This is a genomic window from Parvimonas sp. C2 (assembly GCF_035282405.1).
Lineage (GTDB): Bacteria > Bacillota > Clostridia > Tissierellales > Peptoniphilaceae > Parvimonas.
In genome coordinates, this window is sequence record NZ_JAYKBP010000004.1 from 20,407 (window position 1) to 39,721 (window position 19,315).

Below are 19,315 nucleotides of genomic sequence, written 5' to 3' on the forward strand. Positions count from 1 at the left end.
AAATTAGTATTAATGGGTATTATATGAAGAAAAGTAGAGGAATTTTACCTAATGCCAAGGAACATTTAGGTTTAGTTATTTTAATTGTATTTATTAGTTTGTTTTTAATAAAAAATGTATTTTTTAATAAAAATTTAAATAAGGATATAATGGTTTTGGAAAATCCAAAAACTTATGATTTAAATCTTACTTCTAAAGCATTAGTTATAAAAGATGAATACCTATATTATGTCGGAAAAAGTAATATTGAAGTAGATAATTCTAAAGTTGGAGTTGATAAGGAAATAGGAGAAGTTGATGTTTCAAAAATTGACCAAAACTTTAAAGATTATTTAGCTGAAAAGGTTAAAACTTTACAAGAGCAAGAGGATAATAAAGATTCAAAAGTTGAAAATATTGACATGGAGAGTATCTTAAAACATATTCGAGATAAAGATTTTTCAAAAACTTTTGATATACTTTCAAGTGATCAGAACAAAACTGCTTTTGGTAAAAAATATAGTTCCGATAAATTATTTAGATATTCATTATTAAATGATACAATTAATTCTGGAAAAATTGTTTCAAAAAATTCTGGAGTTGTATTAAACAAGATTGATGGTCTAGAGAATGTATATGATTTTTCTATTATTGATTCTATAGATGAAAAGGACTTTAACTTCGATAATGCAAATAATATATCAAATATTGACGGAATAAAAATTGTAGATAATTTGAAATATTATCTTTGTATTAGAGTTAAGGCTGAAACTTTAGAAGATATAGATGTAAATAAAAGTATCAAGGTAAATGTTGGAAATTCTATTGCTACCGGAATAATCAAAAAGGTAAAAAAAGGTTCTGAATATGATTTAATTGTTGCTCAGTTTTCGTCTGCTTTTAATGAAATTGCAGATAAGAGATTCATCGACTTAAATGTAATAAAGACAGTTTCTAGTTCTTTTGAACTTCCATTAACGGCTCTTACTTCTAAAGATGGTGAAGATTATGTTTTAGTGGTTGATTCTTTCGGTAATATAACAAGAGCAAAGGTCAAAGTTAAATTTATTGATAGGATAAATTCAAAAGTTTATATTGACTCAAAAAACAGTTCAGTCGGAATTTTTTCTAATATCTTAAAAGATGCTAGTAAAGTTAAAGAAGGTGAAATTTTAAAGTAATGAAAGAAAATATAAATAATATACTTGAAAAAATTTCTCTAGCTTGTAAAAACTCAAATAGAGATAAAGAAGAAATATTTTTATTACCAGTTTCAAAAACAGTTGATGTTGATAAAATTCAAGAAGCTATCGATTTAGGTTTTGATACTTTTGGAGAAAATAAAGTTCAAGAAATACTAAAAAAATATGAATACTTTGATGGGAAAGTAAAATTTCATATGATTGGACATCTCCAAACAAATAAAGTTAAATCTATTATTGATAAAGTTGAATTGATTCATTCTTTAGATAGAATTTCACTTTTAGATAAATTGGAAACTGAAGCTAAAAATAAAGGGATTACTGTAAATTGTTTAGTTGAAGTAAATATTGGGAAAGAAGATAGTAAATCAGGAATTTTTGAAGAAGATGTCCTTGATTTTATAAAAGAAGTTTCAAAAAGAGATAATGTTTTTGTAAATGGACTTATGACAGTTGCTCCATACTGTGAGGATGCTGAAGATACTAGGGTTTATTTTAAAAAGATGAAATCATTATTTGATGAAATTTCAAAATTTAATTTAAAGAATATTGATATGAATATTCTATCTATGGGAATGAGCAATGATTTTATGATTGCCATAGAGGAGGGAGCTAATCTTATCAGGATTGGAACATCAATATTTGGTACTAGAAATTATGGAATAAATTAATATTAATGAAATATTAAAAAATTTATTAAAATGATTATAATTAGAAAATTTTAAATTTTCGTTTGTTATAAAATATATAAAAATATGAGGAGGAATATTATGGCAGGCTTTATGGACAAAATAAAGAAATTTGTTGGCAGTGATGACTTAGAAGATGAATACGATGATTATGAAGAAGAGGCAGTTGTTGAAAAACAACCTAAATCAGTTGGGGAAAGTTATGCTAGAAGTAGTAGCAAACTATCTTTAGAAAAAGAAAAATCAAATATCGTTACAATGCCTAACATTAGTAGATTTTTAATTTCTATCAGAGAACCAATCACTTTTGATGATGGAACTCAAGTTTTAGATGATGTTTTAAAAGGAAAAGTTGTTGTTTTGAATTTGGAAATGTTGGAAGTTGATAAGAAAAGACAAATTTTTGATTTTGTAAGCGGAGGTATTTATTCTCTATCAGGAAAAATACAAAAAGTTACAAAAGATATCTTTATCTTAGCTCCTAAGGGAATTGATATTGACGGAAAAGTTAAAGATCAAATTGAAAATAACGGATTTTATCAAATTTAATTAAATGAAATCATTTGATAAGATTAAGATTTTAGATAATATTAATAATATAGAAATTAAAAAGACCATCAATAAATTTTTAGATGGTCTTGTTTCTATGGAAAAAAGTTACAAAGAAGTTTTTGTTTCTAACTTTTTTACTCCGTTGGATCTTAAATATGTAGAGAGAATTTTAAAAAATTTAGATTTTAATTATGATATTATCTTTGCTGAAGAAGATTATGAAAGAAAATTTTTGATTTTTTATAGACATGACTATTCATTAAATGATTATTTAGAAACTTTAAGATTTAAAGATATTTCAGGAATAGAACATAGAAATATCTTGGGAAGTATTCTTCATTTAGGAATAACTCGTGAAAAAGTCGGAGAAATATTAAAATTTGATGGATATTGGTATGTTTATTGCTTAAAACCGATAGGGACATTTTTGTTTTCTAATGGGTTAAAATTTTCAGGACAAGATTTAAAATTGGAAATTATGGATGACAATTTTATACCTACTAATTTTAGAAAATACGAAAACGAAAAAATAATAGTCTCCAGTTTGAGATTGGATTGTTTTGTAAAAGAACTTGCAAGAACTTCAAGAGAAATTGCCCAAAAATTCATTAAAAGTGGAAATGTAAATTTGAACTATGAGGAATGTAAAGATTTCGATAAGAAGATAAATGAAAATGATATAATTTCAATAAGAAAAGAAGGAAAATTTAAGGTTGACAGTTTTGATGGTTTAACAAAAAAGAACAAATTTGTCGTCAATATTAAGAGGTATTCTATATGATATATGCAATTATAATAGTTGGATTAGCATTAGACCAACTTACTAAATACATTACAGTAGCCAATTTAAAAGGTGCTGATTCAGTGGTTTTAATTAAAAATTGGCTGGAATTTACCTATGTAGAAAATACAGGAGTGGCTTTTGGTAGTTTTAGAGGATATAAATATTTCTTTATTTTTATTTCTTTAGTTGCGTTTTTTTGGATTTTATTTTATATATATAAAAATAAAGATAAAATGGCTAAAATTGAAAAAATATTATTCGCTTTAATTGCTTGTGGAGCATTGGGAAATTGCATTGATAGAATTAGATTTTCTTTTGTTGTCGATTTTATACACACAAGATTTGGTGGGTTATATGATTTTCCTGTATTTAATTTTGCGGATATTTATATTTGTGTAGCTTGTTTTTTACTTATAGTTGTTTCGTTTACTAAAAAGGAGAATTAAGATGATGTCTAATTATGTTGCTTGGAATGAATATTTAAAAGATGAATTTAAAAAAGACTATTTTATTAAGATGAAAAATTTTTTAAATGAGGAATATAAACATAAAACTATATTTCCGCCTAATGAATCTGTCTTTACTATTTTTGATAAAATATCACCAAAAGACATTAAGGTAATTATCTTAGGGCAAGATCCATATCATGGGGTAAATCAAGCAAATGGAATGAGTTTTTCGGTAAATAGAGGAGAAAAAATACCACCTTCACTTCGAAATATATATCTTGAGTTATATTCAGATTTAGGAATAACTCCTCCAAATCATGGAGATTTAACTTCTTGGGTTGAACAAGGTGTTTTTCTTTTAAATGCTACTCTTACAGTTGAAAAGGCAAAGCCAAATTCACATAAAGATATAGGCTGGCAAATTTTCACAGATAGAGTTATCGAAATTATTTCAAATTTTGATTATCCTAAAGTTTTTATCCTTTGGGGCAGTTTCGCTATTTCAAAGAACAATTTGATAAAAAGAGATGAAAATAATTTTATAATTACAAGCACACATCCTTCTCCTTTTTCCGCTCATCGAGGATTTTTTGGAAGTAAGCCATTTTCAAAAGCAAATGAATTTTTGATTAGCAAGGGAGTTGAACCGATAGATTGGAGAGTGTAATTTTTGACAGAATTAAAATATATTAGTGATAAAAAAATTAGATGTGATGTTTTTTTATCCGAACAAATTTCTAATTTATCAAGGACTTCAATTCAAAAATTGATAAAAGAGAAATTAGTTTTTGTTAATGGGAAAAATATAAAGCCTAATGTAATTTTAGAAATAGGAGATGAAATTACAGTTTCTATTCCAGAAAAAAAAGAAATTACTTTAGTTGCTGAAGATATAGATTTAGATGTTGTATATGAAGATGATTATATCATAATTATAAATAAACCTAGAGATATGGTTGTTCATCCTGCTGTTGGAAATGAAGAACATACTTTGGTTAATGCTCTTTTAAATCATTGTAAATTATCAATGATTAACTCCGAAAGACCAGGAATTGTTCACAGACTTGATAAGGATACAACAGGACTTATAATCTGTGCAAAGGACGATGAAACACATCTAAAATTGGTTGAAATGTTTGCTAATAGAGAAATTAATAAAAAATATTTGACAATTTGTAACGGAAGTTTTTCAAAAGAAAATGGATTCATAGATAAGCCTATTGGTAGAGATGAAAAAGATAGAAAAAAGATGAGTGTAAAAAGCAAATCAGGAAAAGCAGCTATTACAGAATACAATGTTTTAATTTCAAATTTAAAATATTCATTAGTTGATGTAACTCTACATACTGGTCGAACTCATCAGATAAGAGTTCATTTTAGTAGCCTTAATCATCCAATTATTGGAGATGAAACTTATGGAAATAAAAATGAAAAGATAAAGGCTAATGGTCAGATGTTACATTCCTACTATCTTGAATTTTTACATCCAATTACGAAAGAAAAATTAAGTTTTACAGTTTTACCTGATGAATATTTTTTTAATATTTTAAATAAAATAGGATTGGAATTTAATAAGGAGTTATTATGCAAAGCGAAAGATTAATTTTTAGAAAATTCAGTTTAGACGATATAGACGATGTTTTTGAGTTTGGAAATGATGATGAAACTTGTAAATTCGTTACTTGGGATAAACACAAAAATATTTTGGAATCAGAAAAAGTAATTACTGATTATTTTATGAAAAATAAATATTGTTTTGCGATTGTTGAAAAAATTTCCAATAAATGTATCGGTTCTTTTGAATACAAAGCGGATATGAAAAATAATTCCTTATCTTTAGGATATGTTTTAAATAAAAATTTTTGGAACAAAGGTTATATGACTGAAACTTTGAATTTTATGCTTGATTATGCTTTTAATACCTTAAAAGTTAATAGAGTTTGTGCAGTGCATATTAAAGAAAACATCGCTTCAGGAAAAGTTATGGAGAAATGTGGACTTAAAGTTGAGGGTAAATTTGAAGATGAGGAATTTTTAAAGGGAAGATATATAACCTTAATACATAGAGCAATTTTAAGAAAAAATTATTTAAAAGGAGAAAAGAGAATGAAACAATTAGAAATGCCTAAAAATGGTGAAAAAGTTTATATAATGAAAACAAATGTGGGGGAAATTTCTTTTAGATTATTTAATGAAGTTGCTCCTAAGGCTTGTGAAAATTTTATTACATTGGCTAAAAGAGGATATTATGACGGGGTTATTTTTCACAGAGTTATTAGAGATTTTATGATTCAAGGTGGAGATCCAACAGGTACTGGAATGGGTGGAGAAAGTATCTGGGGAGAATCATTTGAAGATGAATTCGACGGAAATTTTAGAAATTATAGAGGAGCATTGTCAATGGCAAATGCTGGACCAAATACGAATGGAAGTCAATTTTTTATAGTTCAAAATAGTAAAATTTCTGATGATTATGTAAACTATTTAAAAAATTCAGATAAAAAAGTGTATCCTGATGAAGTTGTTGAAACTTATGAAAAATTTGGTGGAGCTTTCTGGTTAGATTTTAAGCATACTGTTTTTGGTCAAGTATTTAAAGGAATGGAAGTAGTTGATGAAATAGCAAATACTTACTGTTCAAATGACAAGCCGGTAGAAGATATTGTAATTTTGTCAATTGAAGAAAAAGTTTTTGAGGGTTAATTATGCATCAATATAAAGGTAAATTAATTTTACATACTGGAAGTATGTTCTCGGGAAAGACTTCAAGTTTATGGAAAGACTTAAATAGATTTGAAATTGCAAAATATGAAACTGTAGTCTTTAAGCCAAAATTTGATAATAGATATGCAGATAAAGAAATAGTTACTCATGATAATAATAAAATGAGAGCTATTCCGGTTGAAAATATTGATGAAATTATAGAATATATGAAGACGAGTACTGCAAGTATTATAGGAATTGATGAAGTACAATTCATCAAGGGAGATATTAATAAGATTGTTGAAACTTTAAATTTATTTTTAGAAAATGAATTTACTGTTGTTCTTGCAGGTCTTGACATGGACTTTAAAGCTGAACCTTTTGAGTTAGTAAAAGAGTTAATGCCAAGAGCTGATTATCTATATAAACATCATGCGGTTTGTGCAAATTGTGGTGTTGATGCTTGGGTTAGTTACAGAAAAACACATGATGATGAAAGAATAAAACTTGGAGCTGCAGAAAGTTATGAGCCTCTTTGTAGAAAATGTTATTATGAAAAAGAAAAAATCAGAAAACAAATGGAAAATCAATTAAGTATGCTAGAAGATGAATAAATTTTACTTGCTTTATTTTTTTAATTATGTTATAGTATGAAGGTAGTAATAATTTACTACATATTTCCTATAGTATTGGAGGATTAGAAGGATATGAAAGGAACTGTAAAATGGTTCAATGCAGCTAAAGGATTTGGATTTATTTCTACTGAAGATGGAGAAGATGTATTTGTACATTATTCAGCATTAGAAGAAACTGGTGAATTTAGAACTTTAGATGAAGGACAAGCTGTTGAATTTGAAATAGTTGACGGCGCTAAAGGTCCTCAAGCTTCTGGTGTTGTTAAGTTATAAGATTGTCTTTTCTTAAGAGAAAATTCAATTTAAACATACTTAAGTATGTTATTATATTAATATTAATCAAGAAGTAAAATCTCCTATTTGGGAGATTTTTTAAATTTAATTAAAAGGATATTTTATGAGTAAAAAATTATATGAGATGAGTTTAGAGGAATTGTGGGAAATTTTTCCAATATTTCTTGTTGAACATAATGATGAATGGAAAACTTGGTATAAAGATGAAAAAGCAAATATTTTATTTTTAATTCCAAATGAAAAAATTTACAGAATTTCGCATATAGGAAGTACATATATTCCTATAATATGGGCAAAAAATATTGTGGATATTCTTTTAGAGATTAAGAATAATGAAGATTTACAATTTGTAAAGGATATATTATTAAAAAATAATTGGCTTTGTATGAGTGAAGATGAAAAGAGAATTTCTCTGAATAAAGGATATACTGAAAAAGGATTTGCTAAAAAAGTATTTCATTTGCATATAAGATTAGTCGGAGACAATGATGAATTGTATTTTAGAGATTATTTATTTGAAAATTCTGAAATTGCAAAAGAGTATGAAAAACTTAAATTATCTCTATGGGAAAAATTTGAACATAATCGAGATGCTTATACAGAATCAAAAGGAGAATTTATTAAAAAATATACTGAAATTGCGAAGAAAAAATATGGTAAAAGATATTAATTTATCAATTGATTTCTTTAAAATTTTAGTATATAATTTTATGTAAGATTAATATTAAGGAGTTTTTATGGCAAAAATATTAAGATGTATTGATGAACATAATTCAATGAGATTTTTCTTTGCTTTTACAGATGATATAATAAAAGATTTTGAAAAATTACAAAAGAGTTCTGTCAGTTCAAATATTGAAATGGGAAAAGTTTTAACGATGAATGCTTTGCTTTATTCTGATTTAAAGAATGATACTGACTCTATTGACTTGAAGTTAAAGACAAATGGAGAATGTGGTCTTATAATTTCAAAATTATACAATAACTCATTCATAACAGGATATTTAGAAAATAAAAACTTAAGTAAATATGATAAAATCTATGAAAAAGGAAAATTTTCAAAAGATTTTATAGGTGATAAAGGAATACTTGTTTTGATAAAGGATTTAGGGCTTAAAGCTCCTTATGTTGGACAAACAAGCATAATTTCTTCAGATATTAGTGAAAATTTTACTAATTATTTCAGTGTCTCAAATCAAACTGTTACCTCTATTGATTTACAGGTTAAAAAGGTTGAAGATGATTATATTTCTTTTGGATTTATGATGGAGTTATTACCTAATTATACTGAAAAAGATTTATCACAATTTAAAATCTATTCAGATATGTTTAAGACAGAACTTGAAAATTATCTTGTTTCAAAAACTGATGATATGAGTTTTTATGATTATATTGTTTCTATTTTGAAGATTTTTAATATTAGAGTTATCGAGGAAAAAATCATTCGCTATAAATGTAATTGCAGTGATGAAAAGATTGATAATATGTTGTTGGGTTTAGGTAAAAAAGAGCTTAATGATATAGTTAAAGATAGAAAAGATATTGAAATTTCTTGTAATTTTTGCGATAAGAAGTACAAGAAAAGTATTGAACATATAAAAAATTTATTAAAAAAACTTTAGGAATTATTTATGAAAAAAATAAATTTATTAGATAATAGAATCTATAGAAATTTAGTAATGATGTCTATTCCGATAATGACAACTTCATTTATTCAAATGTCTTACACTTTAATGGACACATTTTGGGTTGGAAAGCTTGGAACTGAAGCAATTGCTGGAGTAGGAATTGTTGCATTTATTATGTGGTTTGCAAATTCCTTGGTTTTAGTTTCAAAAACTGGAATAGAAATAGGTGTTGCCTATAGTGTAGGTTCAAGGGATGATAAACAATTCAGAAAATATATTGATACTTCCGTTGCTATAAATTTATTTATGTCTATAACATTTGGAATAATCTTATATATTTTTAGACTTGATGTAATTAAATTTTTTAATATAAAAAGTGAAGTGGTAATTTCACTTGCAAATAGCTATTTGAAGATTGTATTATTAGGACTTCCTTTTACTTTTTTAAATCCACTATTTTCAGGGGTATTTAATGGTTCTGCAAATAGTAAGGTTCCTTTTATAGCAAATTCAATCGGACTTATAATAAATATAGTTTTGGATCCCATTTTAATTTATGGATATTTTGGATTACCGGAATTTGGGGTTAGTGGAGCAGCTATTGCTACAACTTTATCTCAACTTATTGTTACATTTATTTTTATAATATTTTCAATTTTAGACGGGAAAATTCTTAAAGGAATCAATTTAGTTAAAAATTTTAACAATGCTACATTTAAAGAAGTTTTAAGGCTTGGAGTTCCAACTGCTTTTAAATCTTGTATTTTTGCCTTTATTTCAACTATTTTACTTAGAATAATAGCAAATTGGGGGGAAAATGCAGTTGCTGCAGAAAATGTTGCTGTACAGATTGAAGCTATAAACTGGATGACTGTTGAAGGTTTTTCCATTGCACTTTGTGCTTTAATAGCACAAAATTTCGGAGCTAAAAATTATGAAAATATAGCTTCCGGATATAAAAAAGGACTTAAAATAATTTTAGGAATTGGAGTATTCTGTTCATTCTTTTTGTTTTTTTCATCAGATTATATAATTAGATTATTTATAAGAGATGACTTAAATACAATTAGAATGGGTGTTAGTTATTTGAAAGTTTTAGCCTTTTCAGAGATATTTTTAGCACTTGAAATTGGAATTTCAGGAATGTTTAATGGACTTAAAAACACAAAAACGCCGACAGTGATAAGCACATTTTCAAATGCATTAAGAATTCCCCTTGCTTATTTAGTTTTCTATCTAAAATTAGATATAGTTTATATATGGGCTGTAATTTCTTTTTGTACTTTTTTAAAGGGAATGCTAAATTATATATTTTTTAAGAAATTTATAAAGGAAAACTTTGATTTTAAGTTATAATGTGTTGAAAAAAAATAAAAAGTATGGTATTATATCTTTGTTATATTTTAGAAAATTTTTGATTGAAAGTAGTAAATATATTCAAATTTTTAGAGAGTTATTGTTTGGTGAAAAATAATATTTTGATGTATTGAACTTATTCATAAAATGCAAAAGCCGTTGATTACGTTATAATCTTAGAGTGAGTTTAATACTAATTAGAGTGGTACCACGGAATTTATACTTTCGTCTCTTTGTGAGGCGGAAGTTTTTTTTGTTGTGAATGGAGGAATGCTATGAAAAATTATAATCCGAAAAATATTGAAAAAAAATGGCAAGATATTTGGGATGAAAAGAAACCTTTTAAATGTGAAATTAATGATAAAGAAAAATTCTATCCTTTGATAGAATTTCCTTATCCATCAGGTCAAGGACTTCATGTAGGTCATCCAAGACCATATACTGCAATGGATGTTGTAAGTAGAAAAAGAAGACTTGAAGGACAAAATGTATTATTTACAATGGGTTGGGACGCTTTTGGTTTACCAACTGAAAACTATGCGATGAAAAATAAAATTCATCCTGAAGTTGTAACAAAAAATAATATTGAAAATTTTAAAAAACAATTAAAGAGTATCGGATTTTCTTTTGATTGGGATAGAGAAATAAATACGACAGATCCTGAGTATTACAAATGGACACAATGGATTTTTATGAAGATGTTTGAAAAAGGACTTGCATATAAAATGGAAATGCCAATAAATTTCTGTACTTCTTGTAAAGTAGGGTTATCAAATGAAGAAGTTGTTGGAGGTTGTTGTGAAAGATGTGGTAGTGAAGTTATTCATAAAGTTAAAAATCAATGGATGTTAAAAATAACTGAATATGCAGACAGACTTATTGATGACCTTGAAGAAGTTGACTTTATTGACAGAGTTAAAACTCAACAAATAAATTGGATTGGCAGAAGTTATGGAATGGAAGTTAAATTCCAAATTAAAGATATTGATGATACAATTTTGGTATATACTACAAGACCTGATACAATTTTTGGTGCAACTTATATGGTTATATCTTGTGAGCATCCATTACTTAAAAAATATGAAGATAAAATAAAGAATAAAGAAGAAATAGAAAAATATATTTTAGAAGTTCAAAAGAAATCTGAATTTGAAAGAACTGAAATGAATAAAGATAAGACGGGAGTTAAAATTGACGGGATAACTGCAATCAATCCTTGTACTAAAAAAGAAATTCCTGTTTTCATTTCCGATTATGTCCTAATGACTTATGGAAGCGGAGCAATTATGGCAGTACCTGCACATGATACGAGAGATTTTGATTTTGCAAAAAAATTTGGTTTAGACATTGTTGAAGTTGTTAGTGGTGGGGAAAATGTACAAGAAAAAGCCTATACGGATACTAATAGTGGAATTATGGTTAATTCGGATTTTCTAAACGGACTTTCAGTTAAAGAAGCAAAAGAAAAGATTTTTGAATATTTATCAAAACTTGGTATTGGAAATAAAAAGACAAACTTTAAACTTCGTGATTGGGTTTTTTCAAGACAAAGATATTGGGGAGAACCGATTCCTTTGATAAATTGTGAAAAATGTGGTTGGGTTGCAATTCCTGAAGAAGAATTACCTTTAAAACTTCCTGAACTTGAATCATTTGAACCAACAGAAACAGGAGAATCTCCACTTTCAAAAATTGATGAATTCGTAAATTGTACTTGCCCAAAATGTGGAGAAAGGGCAAAGAGAGAAACTGATACAATGCCACAATGGGCAGGGTCTTCATGGTATTATTTAAGATATATGGATCCACATAATAAAGAAAATCTTGTTGGAAAAGATGCCTTAAAATATTTCAATCAAGTTGACTGGTATAATGGTGGCATGGAACATACTACATTGCACTTGTTATATTCAAGATTTTGGCATAAATTCCTTTATGATATAGGTGTTGTTGATACAAAAGAACCATATTTCAAAAGAACTTCTCACGGAATGATTCTTGGAGAAAATGGAGAAAAAATGTCTAAGTCAAGAGGAAATGTTGTAAATCCGGATGAAATGATTGACAAATACGGAGCAGACGCATTGAGATGTTATGAAATGTTCTTAGGAGATTTTGAAAGAAGCGCATCTTGGTCTGATGGTGGAATTAATGGTTGTAGAAAATTCTTAGACAGAGTTTGGAAATTACAAGAAATTACAAACTCATCCGAAGAAATGACAAAATCATTAGAAAAATCAATTCATAAGACTATTAAAAAAGTATCAGAAGATTTTGAAAGTCTTAAATTTAATACTGCAATAGCAGCTCTTATGACTTTGATTAATGAGTTTAACTCAGCAAAAGAAATTTCAAGAGAAGATTTGAGAGTATTCTTAATTCTATTAAATCCAGTTTCTCCACATATAACTGAAGAAATATGGGAAGAAATGAATTTTGGAGGATATATTTTTGAACAAACTTGGCCAAAATATGACGAAGCTAAAACAATTGATGATGAAGTTGAAATGCCAATTCAAATAAATGGAAAAGTAAGAACAACATTAATGATTCCAAAAGATGCAGGATTTGAAGAATTTAAAGAAGCACTTTATGACAACGAAAATGTTAAAAAATTTACAGAAGGAAAAACTGTTGTAAAAGAAATTTTTGTTCCGGGAAAAATTTGTAATATAGTTGTTAAATAGTAATGAAAGAAAGATATGTATTTAATTGCATATCTTTTTTTGTTATAATTTATATAATATAATTGATATGATTAAAAATTTTATTTAATCAAGGAGGTTTGAAAATGAAGTATAAAACAAATATAGATATACCGGAATTGGATTTAGAACTTCAAGATGATGAATGGAATAAGGAATATATTGATCATAATAGACAAATTGTCAGAGCAATTGTTGTTGATGACTCAAATTATTTTTACTTTGTTAGAGTTCATAGAGATGATGACTTTGGCAAAGCTACTCTTATTGAAACTGCAGGTGGTGGAGTTGAATTAAATGAAAATTTAGAATCTGCTGTCAGAAGAGAATTAAGGGAAGAATTAGGAGTAGAAGTTGAGATTATTTGTAAAATAGGAGTTGTAAGTGACTATTATAACCTTATCCATAGACATAATATTAATAATTACTATTTTTGTAAAATAGAATCGTTTGGAGATAGAAATCTTACAACTGAAGAAATTGAGAGTTTTAAATTATCAACACTTAAATTGACATTTGAAGATGCTATAGAGGAGTATAAAAAATGTTCAAATACAAAACTGGGGAAGCTGATTTTAAATAGAGAGCTACCCGTTTTAAATTATGTAAAAGAAATTTTAAATATATATAAATGTTTTAATTAATTGTAAAATTAATTAAATTTAGTAGACTTACTTTTTTGTATATTTTTTGATTTTATGGTAAAATAATAAATATAATTAATATGATGTGAGGTGTTTTATGAATAATAAAGTTGCATTAGTTATTGAAGGCGGAGCAATGAGAGGAGCTTTTTTAAAAGGAGTTTTAGACTGCTTTAAAGAAAATGGAATTAAATTTCCATATATTGTAGGAGTATCTGCCGGAGCTATTACAGGCTTTGAATTTTTTAGTGGAATAGAATTTGATGTTAATAAATTGTTTCAAGAGTTTTTGAAAAATATGGAATTATTAAAGAATTCTTCTGAGCCTATTGATTTGAAATCAACAGTTAATAGTATTTTTAATTTTCCTGAATTTGATAAAAATTTAGTGGGAGATTTTGAAGCGGGGGTAACTTCTTTGATTGATGGCAGTTATAAATTTTTTTCAGCTAGAGATGCAAAAAACACTTCAGATATGGTTGATAAAATAATGGCATCATCTTCTCTTCCGGATATGGCAAAATTTGTAATGATTGATGGAATTCCTTATTTTGATGGAGGGATGTATAATAGTAATCCACTTGAGAGAGCAATTGAAAAAGGTTATGAAAAGTTTGTAATTTTGTTAACTAGAAATAGAGGCTATAGAAGAGAGAGTTCAGATGTTAGTGATAGAGTAAGATTTGCTTATAAAGATTATCCTAAATTTATTGAATCAATGGAAAATGAAAAAGATAAATATAATGAAACTATGGATTTAGTAGATAATCTAGAAAAAGAGGAAAAAGCATTAGTTTTTGCACCAGTTAATCCTTTGAAATTCAAATCATTTACAACTAATATGCAAGATGTTGTAGATTTATATAAGGAAGGATATATGGTTGCAAGTCAAAGTATTGAAAAGGTTAAAAAATTTGTTTAGGAGATAGAATGATATACGGTTTATCTGATTTGCATTTAGATTATACTGGAGATAAGTCAATGGAGGTTTTTGGCTCCGCTTGGGAAAATTATGAAGAAAGAATGTTTAAGGCTTGGAAAGAAATTGTAAAAGATGATGATTATGTCGTTGTACCCGGAGATATTTCTTGGGCTTTAAAAATTGAAGAGGCTTATAATGATTTAAAGAGAATTGAAAGTCTTCCCGGAAAGAAAATTTTTTTAAAGGGCAATCATGATTTATGGTGGAGTAGTCTTAATAAAATAAGAGAATTAAATTTAAAAAATATGTTCTTTTTACAGAATAATAGTTTTGAAACGGAAAAATATGTATTTATTGGAACAAGGGGATGGGTCTCTCCAAAATCTTCTGAATTTTCTGAAGATACAGATAGAAAAATATATAATAGAGAGCTCATGCGATTAAAATTAAGTTATGATTCTGTTAAAAATAAGGAAAAGGAAATAATTTGTCTTTTTCATTATCCACCAGTAGAAAAAGATAGGACTTTGAATGACTTTGGATTATTCGTTAAAGAACATAATATAAAAATTGTTTTATATGGACATTTACATGCATATTCTTTGAATAATGTTGTGGATGAAGTGGTTGATGGAATAGAATTTCATTGTATTTCTGCAGATTACTTAAAATTTATCCCAAGACTTATTAGGAGATAAAATGGAGAAAGAATTAGAAGTTAAAATTTTAAATATAGATGTTGAAGAAGTTAAATCCAAATTGGAAAATTTAGGGGCAAAATTTTTGAAAAGTGAAAATCAAGAAAATATAAGACTTACATCTTCAAAATTTGATTGCATTCCCAAGGGAAGTTTTTTGAGAATTAGAAAATTTTTAGATAAAAACGGAAAAGAAATTAATTCTGAATTAACATATAAAGAACATAGAGAAAATAAGTTTTTAAGAGAATTTAACGAATATAATGTTTCTTTGAAAAGTAGTGAAGAGATGTTAAAAATATTAAATTTTTTAGGATATGATAAACTTGATATAGAGAAAAAATTTAGAACATCATATACATTAAGAAATGCACATATTGATATTGATATATGGGATAAAGAAGTTTATCCTAATCCATATATGGAGATTGAAGTTTCCAATTATGATGATTTGTGTGAAGTTTTGAATTTATTAGAAATAAGTGAGGGGGATATTTGCCTTAAATCTTTACCTGAGCTTAAGGAAGAATTAAAAAATAGGAGTTAATATGAAAGGATTATTAGAAATTTTGGTGAAAAAAAGAACATCAGTGCTTATAGTTTTACTTGCAATATTTACTGGAATGCTTTTAACATATTTGCTTAGTAGATTGAAAAATAGATTTATTAAATTTATTCCTGCATTTATTTTAATTATAGTTGGAACTGTATTCTTAGCAGATGGATGGACAAATATTTTGACTGCAAGAGGTATAAATTCACTATACTATGCAATGATTATAGGTACAAGTGGTGTTGTTTCACTATTTTTTGCTTTAATACTTATGAATTTTAAGAGAAAGTAGGTGTTTATATGGGTAATATTGCTGCGTTTTTTGATATTGACGGAACTATCGCTAGAGAATCTCTTATGATTGAACATTTCAAAAGACTTATAAAATATGAGATTTTAGATGAAAGTGTTTGGGTAGATAATGTAAAACAGTTATATATGGAATATGTTAATAGATATGGGGCTTATGATGCCTATATTGAAGCACTTTCAGAAAAATATAGAAGTGATTTAAAAGGATTTGATATACGATATAATAAATTTATTGCAGAACAATCAATTAAAAAAGTATTTGAAAGAGTTTATGTATTCTCAAGAAATCAATTGGAATTTCATAGATCTAATGGGCATCTAATCTTTTTTATTTCAGGCAGTCCTGATTTTTTGGTTAAGGAAATGGCTGAAAAATACGATGTTACAGAATTTAGAGCAACAAAATATTTATATGATGAAGATGGAAAATTTACCGGAGAAATTGTACCAATGTGGCATAGCGAAGGAAAAGATGAAGTCTGTAATGAAATCATTGAAAAATATGATATAGATATCGAAAAATCTTATGCCTATGGAGATACAACGGGAGACTTATCAATGCTTAGAAGATTCGGTAATGCTTATACAATTAATCCGTCAAACAAATTATTGCAAAGAATAAAAAATGATGAAGAACTTTCAAAAAAAGTAAATATAATAGTAGAGAGAAAAGATGTTATTTATAAATTGAAAGCAGATGTAACAACTTTATAAATTATAATTTTTAATATTAAGAACATAAAAAAAGTAGCACATTGGCTACTTTTTGTTTTTTATTACAAAGTAACAAGGGTCCCGGGTACCCACCCGATGCGAAGCATCGTGGAAGGGTGGGGGGTTCTTATTTAATTATGCTTTAGCTATCTTTTCTCCGAATGCTACACAATCATCTTCATCTTCTGGTGTAGGACAATCATATACGCAAAGTGGTTCAGCTACAATTTTAGCTCCAACTCCTTCACATCTAACTTTCCAGTCTTTCATCCATTTTTGTCCTTCATTCCATTCATAAGATCCGAATAAAGCGATTTTTCTACCATTTAATTCTTCTTCAACTTCTTCGAACATTGGTTCAAAGCTTGATTCTTCAAGAACTTCATCTCCCATTGCTGGGCAACCAAATGCAACTAAGTCATAATCATTTAACATATCTGCTCCAAAATCGTCACAGAAGATTACTTCAACTTCAGAACCTGCATTCTCAATTCCTTCGGCGATACAATCAGCCATTTTTTCAGTATTACCTGTACCTGACCAATATACAACTGCTACTTTCATTTAAAAGTCCTCCTTAAATTTTGAATAACAAAGTAAAAATTTATTGTATCTATAAATGATACAACATGAATCATAATTAAATTTAAAATAAATATTTTAAACTTAATAACAATTTCTACAAGATAATAATAACAATAATCTAAAAATTTGTCAACCATTTACAATATTTTTGCATTATAATTTATATGATAAATAGATTACTTCATTATATAAGTTAGTAAAATATCTTTAAATTATTTAGAAAAATAGCTATTAAAAAATTTTTTTAATAAAATTGTTTTAAAACTTGACATAGGGGAATAATAGTAATATAATATTGTTAGCAGTCTAAGAGAATGAGTGCTAAAAAGAGGTGATAAAATGCTTGATGATAGAAAATTGAAGATTTTATATGCCATAATAGATAGTTATATCAGCACATCAGAGCCGATTGGTTCTCGTACAATTTCAAAACAATATGATATGGGAGTTAGTTCGGCGACAGTAAGGAATGAGATGAGCGATTTGGAAGAATTAGGTTTTTTAAACAAAGCTTATTCTTCTTCAGGTAGAATTCCGTCAGATAAGGCATATAGACATTATGTTAACTATTTATTGTCTTCACATTTTGATGAGATTTCAAAAAATATGTATGGAATTGACATTTTATCAAAACATATCAATGAAAAAAATAAAATTTTTAAAGAATCTGCAAAGATAATTTCAGAGGTAACGGAATGTATCACAGCTACAATGATTACAGATTATATGGATTGTTCCGTTAAGAGTATTGACGTTATCAATATAAGCGGAAATTGTTATGTTTTAGTTTTAGTTTTTGATACAGGAAAGGTAATTAATACTGTATTTGATTCAGAAACAGAGTTTAGCATAGAAATTTTACAAGAGCTTATATTCTATTTAAAAAAATATTTGATTAATATTAAAGTATCAGATTTGAACGAAAGACTAGAGTATTTAAAACTTACTTTTGTTTCAAAAATTCCTTTTATAACTGAGATTTCTGATTTAATAGGTAAAGAGATTTCAAAGACTGAAAAATCTAATATTGAGCTTGAAGGAATTTCTAATATATTTAATTTTCCTGAATATCGAGATTTGAATAAAGCCAAAGAACTAATTCATTTCCTAGAGGATAAAAATGAACTTGAGGATTTATTCTTAAGTTACAGTGGAGATGAAATATATGTAAGTATAGGAAGTGAAAATAATAAAGACTTTTTAAATGAAAATACAATAGTTGCAACATCTTATAATCTTGGAGACGGTAGCAAAGGAAAAATAGCGGTTATTGGACCTACTAGGATGGATTATGAAAAGATAATATCAGCTATGTTAAGTTTAAATGATAGAATTAGAGATATTTTAAAATGACGGGAGGCGAAATAGTTGAAAAAAAGCAAAAAAGAAATAGATGATGAAATTAAAGAAGAGACTACTGAAGAAGTAGAAGAAAAAGATTTAGAACAAAACTCTTCTGATGAAGTTGAAGAAAAATTAAATTCAGAAATTGAAGAATTAAAAAATCAACTTTTAAGACTTCAAGCTGATTTTGTTAATTATAAAAACAGAACAGAAAGAGAAAAATCAAATTCTATTATCCTTGCAAATGAAGGTTTAATTTTAAAATTGTTACCAGTTTTAGATAATTTTAACAGAGCTTTTACTCATGTAAATGTAGAAGATGAGACTGTTAAAGGTTTTGTTATGATTAAAGAACAGTTTGAGTCAATTTTAAAAACTGAAATGGTTGAGGAAATAGAAAGTGATGGTGCTGTTTTTGATCCTAATCTGCATAATGCAGTTATGACTGAAAGTAAAGATGGAGTAGACAGTGGCATCGTATTAGAAACCTTTGAAAAAGGATATAAAATTAAAGATAAAGTAATTAGACCAAGTATGGTTAAAGTTAGTGAATAATTAGGAGGGAAA

General features: G+C 27.0%; 23 protein-coding genes, 1 pseudogene and 1 other annotated feature. Of the genes and pseudogenes, 23 read left to right on the top strand and 1 reads right to left on the bottom strand.

Going from position 1 to position 19,315, the window contains the following annotated elements; genetic code table 11:
- Positions 1-23 precede the first annotated feature (23 nt).
- The 21 genes and pseudogenes from VJI95_RS06390 (at position 24) to VJI95_RS06490 (ending at position 16,819) form a co-directional block, all read left to right on the top strand.
- The gene (locus VJI95_RS06390) at positions 24-1,160 is read left to right on the top strand and encodes an HlyD family efflux transporter periplasmic adaptor subunit (protein WP_324000312.1); all 1,137 of its coding nucleotides are present in this window, start codon (positions 24-26) and stop codon (positions 1,158-1,160) included.
- Positions 1,160-1,852, top strand: a complete 693-nt coding sequence (locus VJI95_RS06395) for a YggS family pyridoxal phosphate-dependent enzyme (protein WP_324010724.1) — start codon at positions 1,160-1,162, stop codon at positions 1,850-1,852. The genes VJI95_RS06390 and VJI95_RS06395 overlap by 1 nt, the downstream gene beginning before the upstream one ends.
- A gap of 99 nt (positions 1,853-1,951) precedes the next feature.
- Positions 1,952-2,419, top strand: a complete 468-nt coding sequence (locus VJI95_RS06400; protein WP_324000310.1) for a cell division protein SepF — start codon at positions 1,952-1,954, stop codon at positions 2,417-2,419.
- Positions 2,420-2,423: 4 nt separating this feature from the next.
- On the top strand, positions 2,424-3,203 hold the full coding sequence (locus tag VJI95_RS06405; protein ID WP_324010726.1) for a YlmH/Sll1252 family protein: 780 nt from the start codon (positions 2,424-2,426) through the stop codon (positions 3,201-3,203).
- Complete coding sequence (lspA, locus tag VJI95_RS06410; RefSeq protein WP_324010727.1) at positions 3,200-3,652, top strand: signal peptidase II; 453 nt, start codon at positions 3,200-3,202, stop codon at positions 3,650-3,652. Before VJI95_RS06405 ends, lspA begins: the two co-directional genes overlap by 4 nt.
- A 1-nt stretch (position 3,653) precedes the next feature.
- Complete coding sequence (locus VJI95_RS06415) at positions 3,654-4,322, top strand: uracil-DNA glycosylase (RefSeq protein WP_324000307.1); 669 nt, start codon at positions 3,654-3,656, stop codon at positions 4,320-4,322.
- Positions 4,323-4,325: 3 nt separating this feature from the next.
- Complete coding sequence (locus VJI95_RS06420; protein WP_324010729.1) at positions 4,326-5,258, top strand: RluA family pseudouridine synthase; 933 nt, start codon at positions 4,326-4,328, stop codon at positions 5,256-5,258.
- Positions 5,240-5,695 (top strand): annotated as a pseudogene (locus VJI95_RS06425) (GNAT family N-acetyltransferase); the annotation flags it as partial. The gene VJI95_RS06420 and the pseudogene VJI95_RS06425, both read left to right, overlap by 19 nt.
- Positions 5,696-5,761: 66 nt before the next feature.
- Entirely contained in the window at positions 5,762-6,358 is a 597-nt protein-coding gene (locus tag VJI95_RS06430) for a peptidylprolyl isomerase (protein WP_324000328.1), read from the top strand.
- A 2-nt stretch (positions 6,359-6,360) separates the two neighbouring features.
- The gene (locus VJI95_RS06435) at positions 6,361-6,972 is read left to right on the top strand and encodes a thymidine kinase (protein WP_004833679.1); all 612 of its coding nucleotides are present in this window, start codon (positions 6,361-6,363) and stop codon (positions 6,970-6,972) included.
- Between the two features lie 93 nt (positions 6,973-7,065).
- Positions 7,066-7,266: a cold shock domain-containing protein gene (locus VJI95_RS06440; protein WP_324000300.1), complete on the top strand. Its 201-nt coding sequence runs from the start codon at positions 7,066-7,068 to the stop codon at positions 7,264-7,266.
- Positions 7,267-7,390: 124 nt separating this feature from the next.
- Entirely contained in the window at positions 7,391-7,957 is a 567-nt protein-coding gene (locus VJI95_RS06445; RefSeq protein WP_324010730.1) for a GrpB family protein, read from the top strand.
- Between the two features lie 67 nt (positions 7,958-8,024).
- Positions 8,025-8,909: an Hsp33 family molecular chaperone HslO gene (locus tag VJI95_RS06450; RefSeq protein WP_324010731.1), complete on the top strand. Its 885-nt coding sequence runs from the start codon at positions 8,025-8,027 to the stop codon at positions 8,907-8,909.
- Positions 8,910-8,918: 9 nt separating this feature from the next.
- On the top strand, positions 8,919-10,271 hold the full coding sequence (locus VJI95_RS06455; protein ID WP_324010732.1) for an MATE family efflux transporter: 1,353 nt from the start codon (positions 8,919-8,921) through the stop codon (positions 10,269-10,271).
- A 49-nt stretch (positions 10,272-10,320) separates the two neighbouring features.
- Positions 10,321-10,507, top strand: a binding site (T-box leader).
- Between the two features lie 39 nt (positions 10,508-10,546).
- Positions 10,547-12,958, top strand: a complete 2,412-nt coding sequence (gene leuS, locus VJI95_RS06460) for a leucine--tRNA ligase (RefSeq protein WP_324010733.1) — start codon at positions 10,547-10,549, stop codon at positions 12,956-12,958.
- 104 nt (positions 12,959-13,062) lie between these two features.
- Positions 13,063-13,620: an NUDIX domain-containing protein gene (locus VJI95_RS06465; RefSeq protein ID WP_269754958.1), complete on the top strand. Its 558-nt coding sequence runs from the start codon at positions 13,063-13,065 to the stop codon at positions 13,618-13,620.
- Positions 13,621-13,717: 97 nt separating this feature from the next.
- Positions 13,718-14,542: a patatin family protein gene (locus VJI95_RS06470; RefSeq protein WP_324010735.1), complete on the top strand. Its 825-nt coding sequence runs from the start codon at positions 13,718-13,720 to the stop codon at positions 14,540-14,542.
- 8 nt (positions 14,543-14,550) lie between these two features.
- Entirely contained in the window at positions 14,551-15,240 is a 690-nt protein-coding gene (locus VJI95_RS06475) for a metallophosphoesterase (protein ID WP_323998428.1), read from the top strand.
- Position 15,241: 1 nt separating this feature from the next.
- A complete protein-coding gene (locus VJI95_RS06480; RefSeq protein WP_323998429.1) occupies positions 15,242-15,787 on the top strand; it encodes a class IV adenylate cyclase in 546 nt (181 codons plus the stop codon).
- Position 15,788: 1 nt separating this feature from the next.
- Positions 15,789-16,085 (top strand): hypothetical protein, encoded by a 297-nt coding sequence (locus VJI95_RS06485; RefSeq protein WP_324010736.1) that lies wholly within the window; start codon positions 15,789-15,791, stop codon positions 16,083-16,085.
- An 8-nt stretch (positions 16,086-16,093) separates the two neighbouring features.
- Positions 16,094-16,819 carry an HAD family hydrolase gene (locus tag VJI95_RS06490; RefSeq protein ID WP_324010738.1) on the top strand — a complete coding sequence of 242 codons (726 nt, stop codon included), beginning with the start codon at positions 16,094-16,096 and terminating at the stop codon, positions 16,817-16,819.
- Positions 16,820-16,954: 135 nt separating this feature from the next.
- Here VJI95_RS06490 and VJI95_RS06495 read toward each other — a convergent pair whose 3' ends face one another.
- Complete coding sequence (locus tag VJI95_RS06495; RefSeq protein ID WP_004833660.1) at positions 16,955-17,383, bottom strand: flavodoxin; 429 nt, start codon at positions 17,381-17,383, stop codon at positions 16,955-16,957.
- Between the two features lie 360 nt (positions 17,384-17,743).
- Between VJI95_RS06495 and hrcA the strand changes: the two genes are divergently transcribed.
- Together hrcA and grpE are read left to right on the top strand one after the other, a co-directional pair.
- Positions 17,744-18,757, top strand: coding sequence for a heat-inducible transcriptional repressor HrcA (gene hrcA, locus VJI95_RS06500; protein WP_324009198.1), 1,014 nt, complete (start codon positions 17,744-17,746; stop codon positions 18,755-18,757).
- 15 nt (positions 18,758-18,772) lie between these two features.
- Positions 18,773-19,303: a nucleotide exchange factor GrpE gene (grpE, locus tag VJI95_RS06505; protein ID WP_323998437.1), complete on the top strand. Its 531-nt coding sequence runs from the start codon at positions 18,773-18,775 to the stop codon at positions 19,301-19,303.
- Positions 19,304-19,315: the final 12 nt, after the last annotated feature.